This window comes from Serratia sp. CY32780, assembly GCF_052169135.1.
Taxonomy (GTDB): Bacteria; Pseudomonadota; Gammaproteobacteria; order Enterobacterales; family Enterobacteriaceae; genus Serratia; species Serratia sarumanii.
The window spans coordinates 2483066-2504721 of sequence record NZ_JBJNLI010000001.1 but is presented as its reverse complement, the minus strand read 5'-3'; the positions used below and the strand labels follow the sequence as shown (position 1 = coordinate 2504721).

Annotated in this window: 19 protein-coding genes; 9 read left to right on the top strand and 10 right to left on the bottom strand. The window is 60.4% G+C overall.

Annotation, left to right across the window (positions count from 1 at the left end; genetic code table 11):
* Positions 1-45 precede the first annotated feature (45 nt).
* The 5 genes from ACJ8HH_RS12125 to ACJ8HH_RS12105 all read right to left on the bottom strand — a co-directional run bounded on the left by ACJ8HH_RS12125 (position 46) and on the right by ACJ8HH_RS12105 (position 5979).
* A complete protein-coding gene (locus ACJ8HH_RS12125) occupies positions 46-2034 on the bottom strand; it encodes a ligand-gated channel protein (RefSeq protein ID WP_048321811.1) in 1989 nt (662 codons plus the stop codon).
* Between the two features lie 244 nt (positions 2035-2278).
* Positions 2279-3274, bottom strand: coding sequence for an ABC transporter permease (locus ACJ8HH_RS12120; RefSeq protein ID WP_033648150.1), 996 nt, complete (start codon positions 3272-3274; stop codon positions 2279-2281).
* Positions 3271-4782 (bottom strand): sugar ABC transporter ATP-binding protein, encoded by a 1512-nt coding sequence (locus tag ACJ8HH_RS12115; RefSeq protein WP_060426034.1) that lies wholly within the window; start codon positions 4780-4782, stop codon positions 3271-3273. Before ACJ8HH_RS12115 ends, ACJ8HH_RS12120 begins: the two co-directional genes overlap by 4 nt.
* Positions 4783-4939: 157 nt before the next feature.
* On the bottom strand, positions 4940-5497 hold the full coding sequence (gene puuR / locus ACJ8HH_RS12110; protein ID WP_016927000.1) for an HTH-type transcriptional regulator PuuR: 558 nt from the start codon (positions 5495-5497) through the stop codon (positions 4940-4942).
* A 197-nt stretch (positions 5498-5694) separates the two neighbouring features.
* On the bottom strand, positions 5695-5979 hold the full coding sequence (locus ACJ8HH_RS12105) for a hypothetical protein (RefSeq protein ID WP_162091417.1): 285 nt from the start codon (positions 5977-5979) through the stop codon (positions 5695-5697).
* Here ACJ8HH_RS12105 and ACJ8HH_RS12100 point away from each other — a divergent pair.
* Both ACJ8HH_RS12100 and ACJ8HH_RS12095 read left to right on the top strand, forming a co-directional pair.
* Complete coding sequence (locus tag ACJ8HH_RS12100; protein ID WP_033647990.1) at positions 5893-7311, top strand: glutamine synthetase family protein; 1419 nt, start codon at positions 5893-5895, stop codon at positions 7309-7311. The two genes, ACJ8HH_RS12105 and ACJ8HH_RS12100, sit on opposite strands and share 87 nt — an antisense overlap.
* Before the next feature lie 534 nt (positions 7312-7845).
* Positions 7846-9213, top strand: a complete 1368-nt coding sequence (locus ACJ8HH_RS12095; RefSeq protein ID WP_033647989.1) for an APC family permease — start codon at positions 7846-7848, stop codon at positions 9211-9213.
* Between the two features lie 70 nt (positions 9214-9283).
* On the opposite strand, the gene sbcB is transcribed toward ACJ8HH_RS12095, so the two are convergent.
* Positions 9284-10711 (bottom strand): exodeoxyribonuclease I, encoded by a 1428-nt coding sequence (gene sbcB, locus ACJ8HH_RS12090; RefSeq protein WP_033635248.1) that lies wholly within the window; start codon positions 10709-10711, stop codon positions 9284-9286.
* Between the two features lie 90 nt (positions 10712-10801).
* Positions 10802-10990: a DNA polymerase III subunit theta gene (locus tag ACJ8HH_RS12085; RefSeq protein ID WP_033635247.1), complete on the bottom strand. Its 189-nt coding sequence runs from the start codon at positions 10988-10990 to the stop codon at positions 10802-10804.
* Between the two features lie 519 nt (positions 10991-11509).
* Between ACJ8HH_RS12085 and ACJ8HH_RS12080 the strand changes: the two genes are divergently transcribed.
* The gene (locus ACJ8HH_RS12080) at positions 11510-12619 is read left to right on the top strand and encodes an SDR family oxidoreductase (protein ID WP_049195321.1); all 1110 of its coding nucleotides are present in this window, start codon (positions 11510-11512) and stop codon (positions 12617-12619) included.
* 34 nt (positions 12620-12653) lie between these two features.
* On the opposite strand, the gene ACJ8HH_RS12075 is transcribed toward ACJ8HH_RS12080, so the two are convergent.
* Complete coding sequence (locus ACJ8HH_RS12075) at positions 12654-13400, bottom strand: S24 family peptidase (protein WP_004935623.1); 747 nt, start codon at positions 13398-13400, stop codon at positions 12654-12656.
* Positions 13401-13576: 176 nt separating this feature from the next.
* Here ACJ8HH_RS12075 and ACJ8HH_RS12070 point away from each other — a divergent pair, with 176 nt between their 5' ends.
* The 3 genes from ACJ8HH_RS12070 (at position 13577) to tmaR (ending at position 15984) form a co-directional block, all read left to right on the top strand.
* Positions 13577-14344 (top strand): N-acetylmuramoyl-L-alanine amidase, encoded by a 768-nt coding sequence (locus ACJ8HH_RS12070; RefSeq protein WP_197766256.1) that lies wholly within the window; start codon positions 13577-13579, stop codon positions 14342-14344.
* Between the two features lie 94 nt (positions 14345-14438).
* Positions 14439-15506, top strand: a complete 1068-nt coding sequence (locus ACJ8HH_RS12065; protein ID WP_033647985.1) for an FUSC family protein — start codon at positions 14439-14441, stop codon at positions 15504-15506.
* A gap of 160 nt (positions 15507-15666) precedes the next feature.
* Positions 15667-15984 carry a PTS system regulator TmaR gene (gene tmaR, locus ACJ8HH_RS12060; protein WP_004935612.1) on the top strand — a complete coding sequence of 106 codons (318 nt, stop codon included), beginning with the start codon at positions 15667-15669 and terminating at the stop codon, positions 15982-15984.
* A gap of 158 nt (positions 15985-16142) precedes the next feature.
* Here tmaR and ACJ8HH_RS12055 read toward each other — a convergent pair whose 3' ends face one another.
* Positions 16143-16931 carry an ABC transporter substrate-binding protein gene (locus ACJ8HH_RS12055; RefSeq protein WP_033655109.1) on the bottom strand — a complete coding sequence of 263 codons (789 nt, stop codon included), beginning with the start codon at positions 16929-16931 and terminating at the stop codon, positions 16143-16145.
* 22 nt (positions 16932-16953) lie between these two features.
* A complete protein-coding gene (locus ACJ8HH_RS12050) occupies positions 16954-18135 on the bottom strand; it encodes a M20 aminoacylase family protein (protein WP_049233051.1) in 1182 nt (393 codons plus the stop codon).
* A 138-nt stretch (positions 18136-18273) separates the two neighbouring features.
* Here ACJ8HH_RS12050 and ACJ8HH_RS12045 point away from each other — a divergent pair, with 138 nt between their 5' ends.
* The 3 genes from ACJ8HH_RS12045 (at position 18274) to ACJ8HH_RS12035 (ending at position 21633) form a co-directional block, all read left to right on the top strand.
* Positions 18274-19227, top strand: a complete 954-nt coding sequence (locus ACJ8HH_RS12045) for a LysR substrate-binding domain-containing protein (protein WP_197766255.1) — start codon at positions 18274-18276, stop codon at positions 19225-19227.
* A gap of 285 nt (positions 19228-19512) precedes the next feature.
* Positions 19513-20580: an erythritol/L-threitol dehydrogenase gene (locus ACJ8HH_RS12040; RefSeq protein WP_019453591.1), complete on the top strand. Its 1068-nt coding sequence runs from the start codon at positions 19513-19515 to the stop codon at positions 20578-20580.
* A gap of 135 nt (positions 20581-20715) precedes the next feature.
* The gene (locus ACJ8HH_RS12035; protein ID WP_015378502.1) at positions 20716-21633 is read left to right on the top strand and encodes an ABC transporter substrate-binding protein; all 918 of its coding nucleotides are present in this window, start codon (positions 20716-20718) and stop codon (positions 21631-21633) included.
* Positions 21634-21656: the final 23 nt, after the last annotated feature.

The window sequence follows — 21656 nt, the reverse complement described above, 5'->3', positions numbered from 1 at the left end:
CACGGTGATGGAATGAAAAGGGCGCGCAGCGCGCGCCCGGGGGCATCAGAAGTTATAGGTCATGCCGACGGTGTAACGGCGGCCGTCCAGCGTGGTGTTGTAGTGGTCGTAATCCACGGTCTTGTCGAGGATGTTGTAGACCCCGCCGGTCAGCTGCAGGTTTTTCGCCGCCTGGTAGCTCAGGCCCGCATCGACGAAGGTGTAGGACGGCGTGCTCTTGGCCATCGAGGTGCGGCTCAGGTAGTCAGAGGTGCGGCTGCGGAAGTTGACGCGCGACCACAGGCTGAGGTCCTGCGTGGCGCGCCAGTCCAGCACGGTGTTCAGCATGTGCTTCGGCATCTGGTTGAGCGCCTTGCCCTGGAACTCGCCGCTCTTCTGTTCGGAAGCGGTGTAGGTGTAGTTGGTGTTCCACTTCCAGTCTTTGTTGATCTGCCAGCCGAAGGTGGCTTCTACGCCGCGCATATTGGCTTTGTCGACGTTGACGCGATCGCTGATAAAGTCGTAGGACGTGCCGCCGATGGTGCAATCCGGCGTGTCTTCGCAGCGGCGCACTTCGGTGATTTTGTCTTTAAAGTCGGTGTTGAAGACCGTCACGCCGGCGTTAATGCCTTTCAGACTATCCCACATCAGGCCGATTTCTTCGCTCAGGCTCTTCTCTGGCTGCAAATCCGGGTTACCGACGATGATGCCTTTACGCACGCCGCCGCCGGTGACCTGCCCCCAGTTAGGGGAGGATTGGCGCAGATCCGGCGATTTGTAACCGGCGGAGACGCCGCCTTTCAGCGTCCACTGTTCGGTCAGGTGCCAGACGCCGTACATGCGCGGGGTCCAGTGGCTGCCGAAGTTTTCATCCTGATCCATGCGGATGCCGCTGGTCAGGCTGAAGTCGTTGGTCAGCGCCCATTCGTCTTCAGCGAACAATGCCCAGCTCCAGCGCGTCAGCTTGCTGAGACCTTGAGCCGATTCAAGCTGGTTGCCGCCGTCGCCCAGTTTTTCATAGCGGTATTGGCCGCCGAGGTTCAGCATATGGGAACCCAGCTCGAACTGGTTCTGGGTGTTGAAGATGGTGTTGTAGGCCTTCATGTTACGGCCCGGGTTACCGGTTTCTTCGCGCTGCACGTAGCTGGTGGAGTTGCCGAAGTCATAATAGCCGTTGTGGGTCAGCGAGTAGTTGGTGCGCGTATACAGGCTTTCGCTGCGGGACGTCGGCGAGCATTTGCCTTTGCTGCAGCGCTCCGCCACCACCGATTTGCCCGGCGTGCTGTTGCGATCCTGCAGCGAACGGCCGATTTCGAAGTCGAATTCGTTTTTCTCGTCCGGCGTCAGGGTGAACACCGCGGTGCCGCTGCGCATGCGCTGTTCGTTGTAACCGTTGACGATTTTATCTTCCGCGCGGCGCGACAGCAGGCCGTTGACCCGCAGGCCGAGCAGCCCTTCAACCAGCGGGCCGGAGGCGTAGGCGTTGGTCTGGAACAGATCGCCGGAATCGCGGTTTTCCTGAATGGTGGCGTCGCCGTGCAGCGAGCCTTTCCACTCGGTGCGGGAGGTCTTGCGAGTGATGACGTTGATCACGCCGCCCATGGCGTCAGAACCGTACAGCGAAGACATCGGCCCGCGCACCACTTCGATGCGCTCGATGGCTTCCATCGGCGGCAGCCAGCCCTGTTCGATGCCGGCGTTGTCGCTGTTCGGACGGGTGCCGCGGGTGTCGACGCGTTTGCCGTCCACCAGGATCAGGGTGTACTTGGAGGACATGCCGCGGATGCTGATGTCACTGCTGCTGGCGCCGCCGGTGATCACCACGCCCGGCACGTCTTTCAGCGCGTCGGTCACGTCGCGATAGGCCTTGTCTTCGATCTGCTGGCGCGGGATCACCGAGATGGAAGCGGCGGAGTCCTGAATTTTTTGCTGGAAGCCGGAGGCGGTGACGACCATGGTGTCCTGGGTGTCGTCCTGCGGCGCGGCCAGCGCGGCGGTGGCGCTGAGTGAGGCGATCACCAGAGCGGCGAGCTTGCTGTAACGTGGCGTTTCCATGAGGTAAACCTTTCCTGGATTGAAGTGAAAGTAATTAACCAATTGAATTTCTAATGAAATTGTTCGTCTTTCGCTGAGAAATGCTTAGCTTCGTCAACGTTGCGTGAGGCTATTGTAAGGATTTTTTTCTGAATGTAAACGCTAATGATAATCCATATCATTTGTATGCTGGTTTTGCTGGCGGGAAAGGTTAACCGGATGAATTAAAGGGAAAAGCGGCGCAGCGGGCGTGCGCCGGGGAGGATCAGCGTTTTTGGATGTAGGTGATGGCCAGCGCCAGCGCCAGCACCAGGCCTTTGATAATGTCCATGGCGTAGTAGGGCACCGACAGCATCACCAGCCCGTTTTGCAGCACGCCGAGGATCACCGCGCCGATCAGAGTGCCGAGCGCATTAGGTTTGCCGGCCCCGGCCAGCGAGAAGCCGATATAGGCCGCCGCCACCGCGTCCATCAGATAGCCGCCGCCGGCGTTGACCTGCGAAGAGCCGATACGTGACGCCAGCAAGATGCCGCCAAGCGCCGCCAGCCAAGAGGAAATGACATAAGCGGCAACCCTGTAACGCACGGTGCGGATGCCCGAAAGGCGCGCCGCCTCGGGGTTGCCGCCGATGGCATACATGCGGCGGCCATGCTTGGTCAACGACAGGAACAGCTGCACCGCCACGGTGACCGCCAGCATGATCAGCACGATCACCGGCACCTGGCCGAGGGCGGAAAACACCTCCGGGATCAGGCCTTCCGCCATGTCGCCATTCGGCAGCACCATGTTTTGGGTGATGGATCCGCCGTAGCTGTAGGTCATCGCCACGCCCTGGATCACGAACAGGCTGGCCAGCGTCGCCAGCATATCGGGAATTCTAAACACCACGATCAGTAGGGCGTTGAACAGGCCGACCAGCGTGCACAGCAGCAGCGTTACCACGATGGCGCCGGTGGTGCCGAACCCGTGCCAGACGAACAGCGAAATTACCAGCGCGTTGGCCAGCGAGGCGGTCGAGCCGACCGACAGATCGAAACCGCCGACCGACAGCGAGATAGAGACGCCGATGGCGATCACCGTCACGATGGCGATCGAACGCAGGATATTGATGATGTTGTTGGCATCGAGGAAGTTGTCCGACGCCAGGCCGAACAGGGCGATCAGCGCCGCCACGGTCAGCAGCATGCCCCATTTGTAGAGGAAATCGAACAGCTGTTGGCGCCAGGGCAGCGCAGGCCGCAGGGCTAATTCTTTACTCACGCAGGGGTTCCTCCGGTGGAATAGAGCAATAAGGTTTCTTCGTCGATGTCGGCGGCGTTCAACTCCGCCACGATGCGGCCGTCCCACAGCACGCAGATGCGATCGCACAGGCCAACCAGCTCGGCGAACTCGCCGGAGGCGTAAATCACGCCCTTGCCGGCGCGCGCCAGGCCGTCGATCAGGCTGAACAGCTCCTGCTTGGCCTTGATGTCCACGCCCTTGGTCGGTTCATCGAAGATCAGCACCTCGGCGTCGCCGCGCAGCCATTTGCCGATCGCCACTTTTTGTTGATTGCCGCCGGACAGGCGCGCCAGCCGCTGTTGCGGGCCCGAGGCGCGAATGTTCAGGCGCTGCATGATCTCGCGCGCCCAGCGCAGCTCTTGTCGCCGGCTGAACAGGCTCCAGCGCGAGAAGCTGTCGTCGGCGCTGACGCTCAGGTTCATCGGGATCGCCTCATCGATGAAAATGCCTTCTTTGCGGCGTTCCTCCGGCACCAGCGCCAGCCCCTGTTCGACCGAGAGATGCGGCGCACGCGGCGCCCAGGGCTGCCCGCGCAGTTCGCCGCGCTCAAGCTGCACGGCGCTGGCGCCGAACAGCGCTTTGCACAGCTCGGTTTTGCCGGCTCCCGCCAGCCCGGCGATGCCGAGAATTTCGCCCTCATGCAGCCGCAGCGAAACGTCGCGCAGCTTGTGGCGATCGCGCAAGCCTTGCACCTGCAGCAGCGTTCGCTCGGCGTGCGGCGGGCGCGGCGGCGGGAAAATATCGTCCAGCCGATGGCCGAGCATCTTCTCGACGATCTGTTCGCCGCTCAGCCCGCGCATGGCGTCTTCGCTGACGCGACGGCCGTCGCGCAGCACCGTCAGCCGATCGCAAATGTCGCTCAGTTCGTGGATGCGGTGGGAAATAAATACGATGCCGATGCCTTCGGATTGCAGGCGGCGAACCACGTTAAACAGGCGCTCGCTCTCGGCGCGATCGAGCGGGGCGGTCGGTTCGTCGAGCACCAGAAAACGGCAGCGGTGCGACAGCGCGCGCGCCAGCAGCACCTGCTGTTTTTCCGCCAGCGTGCAGTCCGCCAGCCGCCTGCGCGGGTTGAGCGGCAGCGCCCATTGCTGCAGCAGCTGCGCGGCGCGGCGGTGCAGTTCCGCCCAGTTCAGCCAATGGCCCGGTTCGTTCAGCCAGTCCAGCATGATGTTTTCCGCCACCGACAGCGTGGGGATCAGCGCGACGTCGACCTCTTGCTGCACCACGTGAATGCCGTGGCGGCGCGCCTGCAGCGGGGAGTGGATCGCCACCGCCTGGCCGTCGATCAGGATCTCGCCGCGATAATGATCGTGGGCGCCGGAGAGGATCGCCATCAGCGTCGACTTGCCCGCGCCGTTGGCGCCGACCAGCGCATGGATTGAACCGCCCTGCAGCGTGAAGTCCACGTCCTGCAGCGCATTGAAGCCGGCGAAGGCGATCGAGATATTGCGCATCTCGAGGCGTGAAGGCGTTGCGGTTGACATAGGGTATTAAGGCCGTTTAGATGTTTAGATGGCTGTTATGCTCTGTTGTAACACAGATTACGCCGTTGGCAACCAACAAAATGGCATAACGGCGGTGGAAAACGCGTTGGCGGGTAGGGGCGCAACCCGCGTCAGGCTGCGCCGGTGCGAGAAGCGCTCAGAAGGTGGTGGGGGTGTGTGCGCTGACGATGCGGCAGATGCGCGCCGAGGTATTGCTGAAGCTGTGCGGAATGCCGGTGTTGATGGCGTAACTCTGGCCGGCGGTCAGGCAGTAGCTCTGGCCGTTGATGGTCAGCACGATCTCGCCCTCCAGCAGGGTGCCGATCTCTTCGCCCTGGTGCTTGATCTTTTCACCGGTGGTGGTGCCGGGCTGGTAGGTTTCCAGCATCATCGCCAGGTTACGCGTCGGGCTGCCGTTGTGCACCAGCTTCATCGACACCCCCTGGCTGCCGATCTCAATCAGATCCTCGGCGTCGATCACCACGCGCGGCTCGTCGACGGCTTCCGGTTCGGCAAAGAATTCAGACAGCGACAGGCCATACACCTTCAGCAGCTTTTGCAGCGTGCTGATGGCCGGGCTGACCTTGTCCTGTTCGATGGTGCTGATCGCACTGTGGGTTAACCCGGACAGTTCGGCGACCCGGCGCTGCGACAAACCCAATTGCTGACGGATCTGCGACAGGCGTTTGCCCGGTGCCAAGCTGGCTTCGCTCATAGCGGTACTTCCTTCTGGTAGGGGCGACAGGCAGACATGAATATCGCTATCGGGCGCCTGTCTGGGCGATAACGATGCTGCATGATATCGGTAGTTAGGGCAGGTTTGGAAAATATATTGCCCATGTTCACTCTCGGTGCGTTGGACGAAATAGTTGACGTAAAAATGGCGGCAAGGCCTTTTCGGTCAATATTTTATCAATTTAGCAGCCGGCGGCGAATAATCAAACAGGATTGTAACATTTGCAAACCTATTCTGTTAAGACTATGTTTCATGGTGTGGATGTTATTTTGAGCGCCCGGCAGCGGCGCAGCCTGGCGAGAAATCCAATCATGTGTTGAATCGAACGGCGGACGGGCGCCAACGCGCCTTAAGAGCATAATGGCGGGTGACATATGCAAACCAATAGCGCAGCAGTTGAACATTTTGCACAGCATCATGAAGAGAGGCGAAGTAGCGCGTTCCAAAATGAGGTTGCTCATTATTTGGAACGCCATCCCGCCACGCAGTATGTCGATATCCTTCTCACCGATCTCAATGGTTCCTTCCGCGGCAAACGCATACCCGTCTCAGGGTTGAAAAAACTGGAAAAAGGCAGCTACTTCCCCGCGTCGGTGTTCGCCATGGACATCCTCGGCAACGTGGTGGAGGAGACCGGCCTTGGGCAAGACCTCGGCGAGCCGGACCGCATTTGCCTGCCGGTACCCGGCTCGCTGACGCCGTCGGCCGCCGATCCGCAGCATATCGGCCAGGTGCTGCTGACCATGCTGGATGAAGATGGCACTCCCTTTGACGTTGAACCCCGCAATGTGTTGAACCGCGTGTGGCAGGCGCTGCGACAGCGCGGCTTGTTCCCGGTGGCAGCGGTAGAGCTGGAGTTTTATCTCATCGATCGGCAGCGCGACGCGGAGGGCGATCTGCAGCCGCCGTGCGCGCCCGGCACCCAGGAGCGCAACACCCAAAGCCAGGTGTACTCCGTCGATAACCTGAACCATTTCGCCGAGGTGCTGAACGACATTGACGCGCTGGCGAAGCTGCAGGGGCTGCCGGCGGACGGCGCGGTGGCGGAGGCGTCGCCGGGGCAGTTCGAGGTCAACCTGCGTCATACCGACGATATTTTGCTGGCCTGCGACCACGCGCTGGCGCTGAAACGGCTGGTGCGGCTGGTGGCCGAGAACCACGACATGCACGCCACCTTTATGGCCAAGCCCTACGAGGATCATGCCGGCAGCGGCATGCACGTGCATGTCAGCATGCAGGACGGCGCGGGCAACAACCTGTTCGCCGACGACGAAGGCGAGGATTCGCCACTGCTGAAACAGGCGCTGGCCGGGATGATCACCCTGATGCCGGCGTCGATGGCGCTGCTGGCGCCGAACGTCAACGCCTACCGGCGTTTCCAGCCTGGGATGTATGTGCCGATCCAGGCCGCCTGGGGCCACAACAACCGCACCGTGGCGCTGCGCATTCCCTGCGGCGAACCGGAGAACCATCGGGTGGAGTATCGCGTGGCCGGCGCCGACGCCAATCCATATCTGGTGATGGCGGCGATCCTGGCCGGCATGCTGTACGGGCTGGACAACGCGCTGCCGCTGCCTGAGCCGGTGACCGGCAACGGGCTGGAGCAGGAGGGGCTGCCGCTGCCGATCCGCCAGAGCGACGCGCTGTACGAGTTTGAGCATCAGCACGCGCTGACCCACTATCTGGGCGAGCGTTTCACCCAGGTTTATCACGCCTGCAAGACCGACGAACTGCTGCAGTTCGAGCGGCGAGTGACGGAAACCGAGATTGACTGGATGTTGAAAAATGCCTGAATGGGCGTATAAAGTAAGAGGTATGTGCGGCCGACCGGCCTGCCGGTAGTGGATTAATTCGCCTGCCGGGCCGGTTTTCCGTTCGATCGACAAAAAGAATTTGTATTTGAGGGCTTCCGGATCTTGTCATCCGGAGGCATTCTGGTGCAAAATATCTCAAATGCAGATAGCCGACGTTTTAACGCGTCGGTTATTTTTTTTGCATTAAGTTTTACCAACGTAGCGTTTCATACACCAAGCGAGGCCGGACACCGATCCGGATAGATAAATAGTTTCGTGCACGATCAAACAAAACTTTATGGTCGTGACTCATGAGGATTAGAAAGATGGGGCAATTTTTCACTTTAGCACCGGTGCCCGCCGGTTTCCGCTGTGGCCGCAGCGACTATGGAGCAGCCGAGGTTACCTCGACCCGTTATCCAGCTTACAATCCCCTTCTTTTAGAATTAAGTCGCTCGTTGCGAAGTTTCCCCGCAACCTTAAGTCTTGGCGTGTCCGCCATCCGCAAGGCTCAAGGTAAGGGGGGGCTGAACAATGTCCGATAACACCCTCAACGCCGCTCCGGCTCAGCGCACTCAGCTGCGTAAAACCCTGACTTTGGTTCCGGTAGTGATGATGGGCCTGGCTTATCTGCAGCCAATGACCATCTTCGATACCTTCGGCATCGTATCCGGCCTGACCGATGGTCACGTCGCGACCGCGTACGCCTTCGCTCTGCTGGCGATCCTGTTTACCGCCCTGAGCTACGGCAAGCTGGTGAAGAAGTTCCCTTCCGCCGGTTCCGCCTACACTTACGCCCAGAAAGCCATCAGCCCACACGTCGGCTTTATGGTGGGCTGGTCATCGCTGCTGGACTACCTGTTCATGCCGATGATCAACATTTTGCTGGCCAAGATTTACCTGGAAGCGATCTTCCCGGGCGTTCCGTCCTGGATTTTCGTGGCGGTGCTGGTCGGCTTGATGACGATTTTCAACCTGCGCGGCATCAAGCTGGTGGCTAACCTGAACTCCATCATCGTGGTGGTGCAGGTGGCGATCATGATCGTGTTCCTCGGCCTGGTGATCAACGGCGTTTACCACGGCGAAGGCGCCGGTACGCTGGTCAGCAGTCGCCCATTCTGGTCCGATAACGCGCACGTGGTGCCGATGATTACCGGCGCGACCATCCTGTGCTTCTCGTTCCTGGGCTTCGACGGCATCAGCTCGCTGTCTGAAGAGACCAAAGACGCGGAAAAAGTGATCCCGAAAGCCATCTTCCTGACGGCGCTGATCGGCGGCATCATCTTTATCGTGGTGTCTTACTTTGTGCAGCTGTACTTCCCGGACATCTCGCGCTTCAAGGATCCTGACGCGTCGCAGCCTGAAATCATGCTGTACGTGGCGGGCAAATTCTTCCAGTCGGTGATCCTGGTGTTCTCCTGCGTGACGGTATTGGCGTCAGGCATGGCGGCGCACGCGGGCGTTTCGCGTCTGATGTACGTGATGGGCCGCGACGGCGTGTTCCCGACTCGTTTCTTCGGCTATGTACATCCGAAGTGGCGTACACCGGCGCTGAACGTGCTGCTGGTTGGCGCCATCGCGCTGTCCGCCGTGTCGTTTGACCTGGTGACCGCGACCGCGCTGATCAACTTCGGTGCGCTGGTGGCCTTCACCTTCGTCAACCTGTCGGTGATCTCGCAGTTCTATATTCGCGACAAGATGAACCGCACCGTGAAAGACACGTTCAACTACCTGATCCTGCCGGTGCTGGGCGCATTGACCGTCGGCGCGCTGTGGATCAACCTGGAAGCCAGCTCGATGACGCTGGGCCTGGTCTGGGCGGCCATCGGTCTGATCTACCTGGCCTTCGTCACCCGCAGCTTCCGTCTGCCGGTGCCGCAAGCGAGCGAAGACGCCGCCTAAGCGCGAGCCGTCTCCTCAGCCACAAAAAAGGCCGCATTTGCGGCCTTTTCCTTTTCTGCTTGCTGCGGGTTTACCCCACCAACTCTTTGCCGTAATCGAACAGCGCTTTCAGCAGGGCGGTTTTCTCTTTGTCGCCTTCGTGCAGGTTATACAGCGATTCGAGCTGCAGCAGGTAACTCTGCACGCGCTCCGCGCTCAGCGCTTCTTGGCGGTGCTGCAGCCAGCGGCGCTGTTCGGCATCGTCCAGCGTATTCGGGTAGTTGCGCGCGCGGAAGCGGAACAGCAGCTCTTTCATGCGGCCGTCGCTGAAGGCCAGATCCAGCGCCGGCAGGTTCTGCGGCTTGGTCTGCTGGATAATCCTCATCGCCGCCTTGTCGGCGTCGCTGAAGAAGCCGTCATACAGCCGGGCGTCGACGTCGTCGGAGCCTTTGAACGGCTCGGCTTCGGCGAACAGCGCCACCACTTTCTCACGCACTTCCGGGTGCTGTTTCAGCAGCTGCAGGTTTTGCAGGCAGGCCTGGCGATCGATGCCCAGCCGCTCGGCGTTCTCCGGCAGCAGGGTTTTGGCCGGCGCCAGCACCGGGCATTTGTTGATGTGCACCAGCTTGATCGGCACCGGCGCCTGATCCGGCGCCAGATCGTCGCGGCGGGTGTACAGCCGTTCACGCAGCTGCTCGGCGCTCAGCGTCAGCAGCGGCGTCATATCGCCGGCGAGATCGCACATGATCACCGCGTTTTTGTTGTCCGGGTGCCAGGCCAACGGCGACACCCAGCTGGTGTTGCCGCGCGCCGCGCCAAACATGCCGGAGACGTGCACCAGCGGCGTCATTTCGGCGACGTCGATCAGGGCGTTCAGCTTGTGCTTGTTGCGGTGCTGCAACAGGAAATCGAACAGCCGCGGCTGCGCCTGTTTGACCAGCTTGGCCATGGCGATGGTGGCGTAAACGTCCGACATTGCGTCGTGAGCCTGCGTGTGCTCGACGCCGTTGGCGCGCGTGAGATGCTCCAGGCGGAAGCTGGGGAAGCCGTCTTCGTTTTCCGGCCAGACGATGCCGTCCGGGCGCAGGGCGTAGCAGGCGCGCATCACATCCAGCAGATCCCAGCGCGAGTTGCCGTTTTGCCAGCTGTAGGCATAGGGATCGTAGAAGTTGCGATAGAAGATATTGCGGCTCACTTCGTCATCGAAACGGATGTTGTTGTAACCGAGAATGCAGGTGCCGGCCACGCTGAAAGCCTGGTGGATTTGGCGGGTGAATTCGGCTTCGTTAACGCCTTTGGCGCGCGCCACCTGCGGCGTGATGCCGGTGATCATCACCGCCTCGGGTTCCGGCAGGTAGTCGTCGGCCGGGGCGCAGTAGATGACCAGCGGCTCTTCGATAATGTTGAAATCCATATCGGTGCGCACGCCGGCAAACTGCGCCGGGCGGTCCAGCGACGGGCTTTTGCCGAAGGTTTCGTAATCGTGAATATAAAATGTGGCCGTTGCCTTGCTGCTCAAAATCGCGTCTCTTCAGTGGCGGATACAATATGTTCCTATTGTAACGGTGTAGGGAGCGATGCCAAGCGACGGTTAGCGAAATGCGCGCAATTACGCACGGCGATAGTAATCCAGCCGTTGATGAAAGTAGGGGAGCAGGTGGTCGGGGATCTGTCGTTCCGTTTCCGCCTGGGTCGAGGCGATGCCGTAGCGCTCATTGTAGATCACGCTGATGGCCAGCAAATCGGTTTCTATTTTTTCGCGTTGTGCCTGCGGTAAGCTATCCAGCTTTCGAGCCATCGTTATCTCCCTGTTAACCTTAGGGCATAATAGGATCGTTAGCGGGTCTTGTCCCTACCCATTCCGGGGGGCGTTTGATGCCTGTGAGCTGGGTTGCGTGCAAGGGGGCTGGCTGTGGCGAGCGGCGAGCTCGCTCTCCGGGTGGTGAGCCTGGAAGCGATCCGCCCGGTTATACAGCGAACAGGCGCCGCTTATCACCGCCCCCCAAAACAGGGCGCACAGCAGCAAAACCCCCAACCAGATTTTTTGGTTATAGGTCATAAGTCCTCCACGGACGATAAGAGAAATAACATTGACCGCTAAATTAAATCAGGTGCTACATCAATGGTATTTAAACGGCAGAGATTAATCATAAAATAGATGAGATTCTTTTGTTACTAAATCCACGTTGGATGTATCAAAAGATTCCTTAAGATAATATTAAGAGAAGTGATTTCTGGCGCCGTAATTCTATTTAATATTTGTTTAAATACCCGCAGATACAATCTCCCACATTCAATACCAATGTGGATGACAATTATGAAAACGCTACTGTTGACCGGCGCTACCGGCTTTTTGGGTGGTGCGGTTCTCGAGAAATTATTGATTGAAAATCAGTCTGTTAATTATCTTTTTCTGGTGCGCGCCGACGATGCACAACAAGGGCTGGCCCGTATTCGCGCGAATATGGAAAAGTTTAATATCGACGCGAACCTGCTGTCTAAAATTACGATAGAAAATATATTGTTGGGCGACCTTTCCGAGCCAGCCGACTTTTTAACTGACGCACGTATTAACAAAGTCACGCACGTTATTAACTGCGCGGCCGTTGCTTCATTTGGTAATAACCCGCTCATTTGGAAGGTAAACGTAGAAGGCACTCTGGCCTTTGCCGAAAGAATGGCGCAGGTGCCGGGATTAAAACGTTTCCTGCACGTTGGTACCGCCATGTCCTGTTCGCCGGAGCCGGGTTCGCTGGTGGCGGAGAGCGGCGAGTTTGAGGAAGACGCCGAGCATCTGGTGGAATACACCCGTTCCAAATCCACCATCGAACAGCTGATGCGCCAGCGCTGCCCACAACTGCCGCTGACCATCGCTCGTCCGTCGATCGTGGTGGGCCACACCCGCCTGGGCTGCCAACCTTCCAGCAGCATTTTCTGGGTGTTCGGCATGGCGCTGATGCTGCGCAAATTCATGTGCTCGCTGCAGGACAATATCGATGTGATCCCGGCGGACTACTGCGCGGATGCGCTGGTGATGCTGATGAACAGCGAAACGCTGGAGAACGACGTTTATCACATCTCCGCCGGTGAGGAGAGCAGCGTCAGCTTTGCCGAAATCGACCGCGCCATGGCGGCGGCGCTGGAAAAGGCGCCGGTGGGCGATGAGTATGCGCAGGTGACGTATGACGCGCTGGTGAAAATGCGCCGCCAGCTGAAAGACATTTTCGGCCCGTGCAACGAGCGGCTGATGCTCAAGGCGATGCGCCTGTACGGATCGTTCGCCATGCTCAACGTGCGTTTCAGCAACGAAAAGATCCTCAAGCTGGGCATGCCGAAGCCGCCGCGCTTTACCGACTATATCGCCGGCTGCGTGCAGTCGACCCGCGGGCTGTCTATCCAGCAGCAGATGGTGGTGGACTTCAAATAACCACCGGGCGCACTGGGCGCCCGAGGTTGCTCCGCTACCAGGACGAAGAGGACCAGAAGACGCGGCCGAGCACCACCAGTTGCTCCTTGCGCTGCTGATAGCTGAGATGCTCGTCCTGGTACTCTTCCCGGTTGAGGGAGCGGATGACGACGCCGCCGTCCGGCTGCTCGATCAGCACCTTCACCCGCAGCAAATTGCCGTGGCGGATGGCGTAGGTCTTGCCTTCGCGGATGCGCGTATCGTCGGTGTTGATGCCGACCACGTCGCCGTCCTGCAGACGCGGCTCCATGCTGGAGCCGGAGATGCGGATAATGCGCGCGGCGTTGACCGCCACCCCCATCTTGTGCAGATAGTAACGGCGGAAGATCAGCGAAAACTCCTCGCGATCGACGATTTCGTAGCAGCCGTCGCCGGCGGAAAAATCGATATCCAGCAGCGGGATCTCCACAAACTCTTCCTTGTCTTGTTCGGTATCTTCCCATACCACCGGTTTCAAACGGGCGGGCTGGAAGTCCGACTCCGCCGCCACGTTGTCAAACGGGCGCACCAGCTGCTTTTCATGAAACACGTCGAACCAGCCCTTGGGCAAATTCAGCCTGGCCTCGATCCGCCTGGCCAGATTGTCGCCAAGATTGCGGGAGGATTTTTCCCCGATGATTTGGCTCAGCGTCGGCGCGGAAGACTCAACCAGCGTGGCGAATTCATTCTGGTTGACGCCTTGCCGGGCGTAGCGGGCCATCAATTCGCGCAGATTGTTGCGCCTGATTTCTTTAGTTTCCATCGTGCCATGATCGCACTCTTTAGCAAAAAGGTAAATAACGGTTTTGCTAAAAAACGCTTGCGCATAATTTAGCAATTAGCTAAAACAAAAAGGGTGAGCCAAAGGTTCACCTGTGCGGGGTGGCCTGTCATGATGAGGGGCCGCTCAGTGAAATCAAGCGAGAGAGGGACTTTACGATGTACAAGATTGATTACAATAGCTACCGATCGGTCGCCAGCTTCGGCCACCGCGTGCGTTTTCTGGTGCTGCACTACACGGCGCAAAACTTCGCCGACTCGGTGAAGTCGTTGACCGGAAAATCGGTCAGCGCACACTATCTGGTGCCGGATCCGACCGAAGCCACCTATCAGGCCGCTGGCTTCAGCGGCGTGCGCATTTTCAATCTGGTGGATGAGAACGAGCGCGCCTGGCATGCCGGCGCCAGCCATTGGGGCACCCGCAGCAATATCAACGACACCTCGATCGGCATCGAGATCGTCAACCTGGCGAGCGGCGACGGTGGAAACATCACCTTCCCGCCGTTCAACCCGCAGCAGATCGAGGCGGTTACCCAGCTGGCGCAGAACATCCTGCAGCGTTATCCGGACATCTCGCCGGTGAACGTGGTGGCGCACTCCGACATTGCGCCGGGCCGCAAGAGCGATCCGGGCCCGCAGTTCCCGTGGCAGCAGCTGTATCAGGCCGGCGTCGGCGCCTGGTATGACGAGGCGACCAAGCAGCAGCGCCAGCAGGAATACTGCCGCCAGGGCCTGCCGGCGCAGGCCGAGCTGCTGAAACTGTTCGCCCAATACGGCTACGATACCTCGGCGGCCAATACCGCAGAAGGCTATCGCCAGCTGGTGCGCGCGTTCCAGCTGCACTTCCGCCAGCAGAAGTATGACGGCGTGATGGATGTCGAAACCGCCGCCGCTCTGCGCGCGTTGGTCGACAAGTACGCCGCCTGAGCCTGACCGCGAATGGGGGACGCCTCATTCGCCTTTTCCTTGCCGGGTTTCCTCCGCTAAAATAGCGGCCTGGCTGGTCTTTATCGGAGGCATCGTGCGCCTCGATCGAAAAATCTCTTCCCTTGAATTGCTGACCTATCGGCACTATCGCATCGTTCACGGCGTGCGCATCGGGCTGGCGTTTATCCTGACCTTTCTGCTGATCCGCTTGCTGGCGGTGCCCGAAGGCACCTGGCCGCTGATCACCCTGGTGGTGGTGATGGGGCCGATCTCATTTTGGGGTAACGTGCTGCAGCGGGCGCTGCAACGCATTGCCGGCACGGTGTTCGGCGCCGCTTCCGGCCTGATCGCCCTGTATCTGGAACTCTATTCGCTGCCGCTGATGCTGGCCTGGTGCGGCGTGGTGATGTTCGTCTGCGGTTACCTGACGCTCGGCAAGCGGCCGTATATGGCGCTGCTGGTGGGGATCACGCTGGCGGTGGTGTGCGGCGCGGGCGCCGGCGACATGCACACCGCGCTGTGGCGCAGCGGCGACGTTATCTTCGGCTCGCTGCTGGCGCTGCTGTTCACCAGCATCTACCCACAGCGCGCCTATATTCTGTGGCGCATGCAAATGGCGGACTGCCTGCAAACCGCTGCCCGCCTCTATGGCGCCTATTTTTCGCCGAACGTTATCGAGCGGCCGCGGCTGGAGCCGCAGCTCAAGGATCTGTTGAATCAGGTGGTGAAGCTGCGCAGCCTGATCGTGCCCGCCAGTAAGGAAACCCGCATCCCCAAAGCGGTGTTCGAGGCGGTGCAAACCCTCAGCCGCAATCTGGTATGCACGCTGGAGCTGATGGCCGACGCCTACTGGGCCTCGCGTGAAACGCACTTCATCATGTTGAACGCCCGCACGCTGCGCAGCACCCAGCTGCTGACGCTGAGCTCGCTGGAATCGCTGGCGGTGCTGATGCGCGAAGGGCCGCAGGAACAGCGGCAGGCGGCGGCGGGGCAGTTGGCGGAGATCGCCGGCGAGCTGAAAACGTTGATGCAGGAGGTCAGCCTCGGCCAGCACGGCGAAGCGCCGATTTACGGCTATGTCTGGCTCAGCATGGAGCTGGCGCAGCAACTGGAAGAGCTGGGGGATCTGCTCCTGGTCTGCACCGCCGCCGGGCGCGAATAAGGGGTCAGATCATGAAGGCGGCGCTTTGGGTTTTGGCCGCCGGGGCAAAGTGGGTAAGATAAGGCAATCACTGTTGTGCCGGACCGCCACAAACCTGTATCTTGGTGCCATGTGGCCGTAAGCAAATGAATCTGTGTATTACTAAAGCAAGGGTATAAAGATGGATAATGCAAATAAGCCGAGTTTCCAGGACGTGCTGGAGTTTGTGCGTATGTTCCGCCGCAAAAACAAACTGCAACGCGAGATCGTCGACAACGAAAAGAAAATTCGTGATAACCAGAAGCGCGTGCTGCTGCTCGACAACCTGAGTGAGTACATCAAGCCCGGCATGAGCATCGAAGACATTCAGGGCATCATCGCCAACATGCGCAGCGACTACGAAGATCGCGTTGATGACTACATCATCAAAAATGCCGATCTGTCCAAAGAGCGCCGCGAGCTGTCCAAAAAGCTGAAAGCGATGGGCGAAGTGAAGTAACCCGCTTTAGCGGGCCGGGCGTCCTGCCTGGCCCGCATCCTTATCCCGCCTGATTTTCCGTTCTTGCCGACACTGCCGTTTCCGTTGGGGCGTTCCCCGGCGGCCGAAGGCGCCTCCCCATCCTGCAGGATCTGCAGGTGACCGCCGGGGAACGCTGGTTACTGCTCCGCACCGTACATGTCGAAGTCGAAATACTTGTCGTTGATTTTCTTGTAAGTGCCGTTGGCGCGGATCGCCTGCAGCGCGGTGTTGAAGGCGTTCAGCAGCGCGGTATCCTCTTTGCGCACTCCGATGCCGTCGCCGACGCCGAAGTATTTGCTGTCGTTCAGTTCGGCGCCGATAAAGGCGAAATCTTTGCCGCCGGGCGTTTTGAAGAACTCGCTGGCGCTGACGCTGGCCAGCAGCGACGCATCCAGACGACCGTTGGCCAGATCTTCGTTCACCTCCTGCTGGCTTTGGTAGGCGACCACGTTAACGCCGGCCGGGCGCCACAGCGCGTTGGCATAGGCCTCCTGGCTGGAGCCTTGCTGCACGCCGACCGATTTGCCCTTCAGCGAGGCGGCGGTAGGCTGCAGGTTGCTGCCCTTATGCGCCACCAGCCGCGCCGGGGCGTTGGAGACTTTGCTGGAGAAGGCGATCTGCTGCTGGCGCTGCGGTGTGATGGTCATCGACGAGGCGATGGCATCAAATTTCTTCGCCTGCAGGCCGGGGATCATGCCGTCCCAGCTGCTTTCCACCCACACGCATTTGGCCTGCATCTGGTCGCACAGCGCCTGGGCGATATCGACGCCGAAGCCGGTCAGCTTGCCCTGCGGGTTTTTATATTCCAGCGGCGGAAAGGTGGGATCGATGCCCAGCTTGATCACCTTGCCGCTGAATTCGCCGCTCAGCGCGGGAAAGCTCGCGGCCAGCGGCAGCAGCAACAACAGCCCTTTGATGGTTTTCATGTCATTTCCTCAGCGTTGGCGATTAAACAGTGGGGCGAGCCAAAAAGCGCTCGACCAATTTGACCCAGTAGGTGGCGCCTACCGACAGGTTGTCGTCATTGAAGTCATAGCCGGGGTTGTGCAGGGAATTGCCCGGCGTGGCGGGGCCGTTGCCGATCGAGATGTAGCTGCCTGGGCACTTCTCCAGCATAAAGGCGAAATCTTCGCTGGCGGTAAACGGCCGCAGCGTGGGGATAACCTGGCTCTCTCCGGCCCAGTCCAGCGCCACCGCGCGCGCCAGTTCGGTTTCTGCCGGGTGGTTCACCAGCACCGGATAGCCGTGCCGGTAGTCGATCTCCGCGCGGGCGCCGAAGCTGGCGGCCTGCGCCGTGACCAGCTCGGTGATGCGCTGTTCCAGCCGCGCGCGCACCACCGCCGTCAGCGCGCGCACGCTGAGCGTCAGGGTGGCGGTCGCCGGGATTACGTTGGCGGCCTGGCCGGCCTGCATCGCTCCCACGGTGACGATCGCCGTTTCCTGCGGATCGATATTGCGCGCCACGATGGTTTGCAGGCTCATGACGATGGCCGCGCAGGCCACCACCGGATCGACGGTGCTTTGCGGCACCGCGCCGTGGCCGCCGTGGCCGTGCAGGGTGATGTGCACCGTATCGGCCGAGCACATCAAGGGGCCGCTGGCGAAGCCCAGGTGGCCGGTGGGGAAGCCGGGCACGTTGTGCATGGCGAACACCGCGTCGCAGGGGAAGCGTTCAAACAGGCCGTCTTCAATCATCACTCTGGCGCCGCCGCCGCCTTCTTCCGCTGGCTGAAAGATCAGGTGCAGCGTGCCGCTGAAGTTGGGCTGCCGCGCCAGACAGCGCGCCGCCGCCAGCAGCATGGCGGTGTGCCCGTCGTGGCCGCAGGCGTGCATCACCCCGGCATGGGTGCTGGCATGCGGCAAGCCGGTGGTTTCGGCGATCGGCAGGGCGTCCATGTCGGCGCGGATGCCGAGTGATTTTCCCGGCCCGCGCTGCAATGTGGCGACAACGCCGGTTTGTCCTACGCCGCGCGTGACGCGGTAACCCCACTCCTCCAGACGCTGCGCCACCAGCTCTGACGTCGCGAACTCCTTAAATCCCAGCTCCGGGTGGGCGTGTATGTGGCGGCGAAGCGCGACCATCTCATCATGAACGGCGGCGATCTCAGGCAGTACGAGTGAAGGGCTCATCACGGTCTCCGGCAAAGGGTCCCGGCCAACGGGCGGGGAATGGGGCAGAGGGGTAGGCATCGAGACTAGCAAACTCCGTTTTTGCCGGGTAGCCGCCGTTCGGTTATGCTGACAACCGATGATTGTCAGGAGGTGAACGTGAAACTACACCAACTGCAGGCGCTGGTGGCCAGCGCCGACAGCGGCAGCATTCGCGCGGCGGCGCGGCATCTGGGGCTGTCGCAGGCGGCGGTGACCCGCGCGCTGCGCGAACTGGAGCAGGAACAGGCGCTGCCGCTGCTGATCCGCACCCCAACCGGGCTGGGCTTTACCCCCTACGGCAAAACCCTGCTGGCGCACGCCCGGCTGGTGCTGAACCAGCTGGAGCAAGCGCAAGGGGAAATGGCGGCGCTGCGCGGGCGAACGGCGGATCTGGTCAAGGCGGCGATCACCCCCTGGCTGATACTGACGGTGCTGCCGCCGGCGGTGATGGCGTTTCGCAGCAAGGTGCCGGCGGTGCGGCTGGAACTGTCGGAAAGCCTGATGGCCAATGCCCAGTCGCAGCTGCGCGAGGGCACGATGGACTTTGCCATCACGCCGCTGCCGGCGTCGTCGGCGCCGCAGGAGTTCCACTGCGAGCCGCTGCTGGAGTATGAAACGGCGTACATGGTGCGGCGCGGCCACCCGCTGGCGCACAGTACCTCGCTGCATCAGCTGCTGGAGCAGGATTGGGTGATGAGCTATACCCCGGAAAGTTTCGATGCGCTGTTCGACGAGGTGTTTCTCCGCCACGGCGTGCGCCTGCCGCGCCAGCGCATTATCCAGGCGCATTCGTTCGGCATGCTGCAGGCTCTGGTGGAGTTCGCCGAAATGTGTACCTGCTGTCCGCAGCCGATTGTCGCGCTGCCGCAGTTCGCCTCTCGCCTGCAACCGCTGGCGCTGCGGGAGAGCTGCCGGCCGGTGCAGCTGAATATCGTCACCCGGCGCAACAGCATTCTGAGCGCCGCCGCCCATGCGTTTATCGACACGCTGGTGCGCACCCTGCGCCAGCAGGCGCGATCGTCGCGGCCGGAAGATCGCCAGATCTACGATCGCGTGCGCCTGCTGATTTAGCGGATCTCCCCGGATCGCCGATCCCGTAAATGGGATCGCGATCCGCATTTGTAGCATTTTTAGCCGCAATGTTAACGATATGTGATTTCGCTCAAATAATTATTTTTGCAGCTTTGGTTATATTTTTCTCTATGTTCACGTTGTCATTTTTGGTTTTCCTGGGTGTTTGATGATTAATCAATTGAAATTTATCACTTTATAACGTTTGTTGTTTTTTGTTGGATAAAAATGACAACGTCAACATTAATAAAATTCAAGCGTTTAATGAGTGTATTGGAGGAAGAGATGAGCCAGTTGCCGGAAAAAATGCGCGCGGTCGTTTGCCACGGCCCGCAGGACTATCGTTTCGAACAGGTGCCCACCCCGCTGCCGAAGGCGCGCGAGCTGGTGATCAAGGTGGAAGGCTGCGGCATCTGCGCCGGCGACTGCAAGTGCAAGAACGGCGCGCAGATGTTTTGGGGGGAAAACCCGTGGGTCAAACCGCCGGTGGTGCCGGGGCACGAGTTCTACGGCCGCATCGCCGCGCTGGGCGAGGGCGCGGAAGGCAAATACCAGCTCGGCGAGCGGGTGATCGCCGAGCAGATCGTGCCGTGCTGGGAGTGCCGCTACTGCAAATCCGGCAGTTACTGGATGTGTGAGACGCATAACATTTACGGTTTCCAAAAAGACGTGGCGGAGGGCGGCATGGCCGAGTACATGCGCTTTTCCGAGAACGCCATCGTGCACAAGATCCCGGAAAGCCTGAGCCATGAAGACGCGGTATTGATTGAGCCGATGGCCTGCGCCATTCACACCGTGGCGCGCGGCGACATCCAGCTGGACGACGTGGTGGTGCTGGCCGGCGCCGGGCCGCTCGGGCTGTGCATGGTGCAGGTGGCGCGCCTGAAGACTCCGAAGAAACTGATCGTGATCGACGCCATCGACGAGCGGCTGGCGCTGGCGAAAGAATTTGGCGCCGACGTGGTGATCAACCCGCTGAAGGAAGACGCCGACCAGATCGTCAAATCGCTGACCGGCGGCTACGGCTGCGACGTGTATATCGAGGCCACCGGCGCGCCGATCGGCGTCACCCAGGGGCTGCAGATGATCCGCAAGCTGGGCCGCTTCGTGGAGTTCAGCGTGTTCGGCAAGGAAACCACCGTCGATTGGTCGATCATCGGCGATCGCAAAGAGCTGGACATTCGCGGCGCGCACCTGGCGCCCTACAGCTACGAAATCGCCATCGATCTGTTCGAGCGCGGGCTGGTGACCTCCAATGGCGTGGTTACCCACAGCTATTCATTGAACGACTGGGACGAAGCCTTCGCCCTGGCGGACTCGACCGACTCCATCAAGGTGATCCTGGTTCCCTGACCCTCCCGCTGTACCGTTGTTGCAGTCACGATCGCCGGCCCGCTCGCAATGGGGGGCCGGCCGGTCGGCCAAACGTAAAGACATGCTGTTGCTCTGATAACCACAACAAGAAGCTTCCCTACAGGAGAATTGGCTATGTTTTCATTATTCAAAAAGACCCTGCCTTTTATCGTCGCCGGTGGAATGTTGGCGGCCAGCCATGGGGCGCTGGCCAAGCAAATCACTATCGGTATGTCGTTCCAGGAAATGAACAACGACTACTTTGTCACCATGAAGCAGGCGCTGGATCAGGCGGCGGCGGATATCGGCGCCAAGGTGTACGTGGCCGATGCGCGCCATGACGTCGCCAAACAGATCGGCGACGTGGAAGACATGCTGCAGAAGAAGGTGGACATCCTGCTGATCAACCCGACCGATTCGGTGGGGGTGCAGTCGGCGGTGATCTCCGCTCATAAGGCCGGCGCGGTGGTGGTGGCGATCGACGCCCAGGCGGAAGGGCCGCTGGATTCGTTCGTCGGCTCGGAAAACTACGACGCCGGCTTCCAGGCGGGCGAGTACCTGGCGAAAGCGCTGGGCGGCAAAGGCAAGGTGGCGATCCTCGACGGCATCCCGGTGGTGCCGATCCTGGAGCGCGTGCGCGGCTTTGAAGCGGCGATGAAGAAATACCCCGACATCAAGATCGTCACCAAGCAAAACGGCAAGCAGGAGCGCGACACCGCGCTGACCGTGACCGAAAACATGCTGCAGTCGGCGCCGGATCTGGCGGGCATCTTCAGCGTCAACGACGTCGGCGCGCTCGGCGCCCTGGCGGCGATCGAAAGCAACGGCGCCAAGGTCAAGCTGGTGAGCGTAGACGGCCAGCCGGAAGCCATCAAAGAGATCCTCAAGCCGAACTCGCCGTTTATCGCCACCTCGGCGCAGTTCCCGCGCGACCAGCTGCGCATCGCGCTCGGCATTGCGCTGGCCCGCTACTGGGGCGCCACGGTGCCGAAAACCGTGCCGGTGAAAGTGAAGCTGATCGACCGCAGCAATGCGGCCGGCTTTAGCTGGTAACAGCGGCCAGGTTCGCCCCGCTG

Excerpts from the sequence above, each read along its gene's own strand:
- ACJ8HH_RS12125 (WP_048321811.1), bottom strand. The coding sequence starts at position 2,034 with ATGGAAACGCCACGTTACAGCAAGCTCGCCGCTCTGGTGATCGCCTCA.
- ACJ8HH_RS12115 (WP_060426034.1), bottom strand. The coding sequence starts at position 4,782 with ATGTCAACCGCAACGCCTTCACGCCTCGAGATGCGCAATATCTCGATC.
- puuR (WP_016927000.1), bottom strand. The coding sequence starts at position 5,497 with ATGAGCGAAGCCAGCTTGGCACCGGGCAAACGCCTGTCGCAGATCCGT.
- ACJ8HH_RS12100 (WP_033647990.1), top strand. The coding sequence starts at position 5,893 with ATGCAAACCAATAGCGCAGCAGTTGAACATTTTGCACAGCATCATGAA.
- ACJ8HH_RS12105 (WP_162091417.1), bottom strand. The coding sequence starts at position 5,979 with ATGAGCAACCTCATTTTGGAACGCGCTACTTCGCCTCTCTTCATGATG.
- ACJ8HH_RS12095 (WP_033647989.1), top strand. The coding sequence starts at position 7,846 with ATGTCCGATAACACCCTCAACGCCGCTCCGGCTCAGCGCACTCAGCTG.
- ACJ8HH_RS12085 (WP_033635247.1), bottom strand. The coding sequence starts at position 10,990 with ATGGCTCGAAAGCTGGATAGCTTACCGCAGGCACAACGCGAAAAAATA.
- ACJ8HH_RS12080 (WP_049195321.1), top strand. The coding sequence starts at position 11,510 with ATGAAAACGCTACTGTTGACCGGCGCTACCGGCTTTTTGGGTGGTGCG.
- ACJ8HH_RS12075 (WP_004935623.1), bottom strand. The coding sequence starts at position 13,400 with ATGGAAACTAAAGAAATCAGGCGCAACAATCTGCGCGAATTGATGGCC.
- ACJ8HH_RS12070 (WP_197766256.1), top strand. The coding sequence starts at position 13,577 with ATGTACAAGATTGATTACAATAGCTACCGATCGGTCGCCAGCTTCGGC.
- tmaR (WP_004935612.1), top strand. The coding sequence starts at position 15,667 with ATGGATAATGCAAATAAGCCGAGTTTCCAGGACGTGCTGGAGTTTGTG.
- ACJ8HH_RS12055 (WP_033655109.1), bottom strand. The coding sequence starts at position 16,931 with ATGAAAACCATCAAAGGGCTGTTGTTGCTGCTGCCGCTGGCCGCGAGC.
- ACJ8HH_RS12050 (WP_049233051.1), bottom strand. The coding sequence starts at position 18,135 with ATGAGCCCTTCACTCGTACTGCCTGAGATCGCCGCCGTTCATGATGAG.
- ACJ8HH_RS12040 (WP_019453591.1), top strand. The coding sequence starts at position 19,513 with ATGAGCCAGTTGCCGGAAAAAATGCGCGCGGTCGTTTGCCACGGCCCG.
- ACJ8HH_RS12035 (WP_015378502.1), top strand. The coding sequence starts at position 20,716 with ATGTTTTCATTATTCAAAAAGACCCTGCCTTTTATCGTCGCCGGTGGA.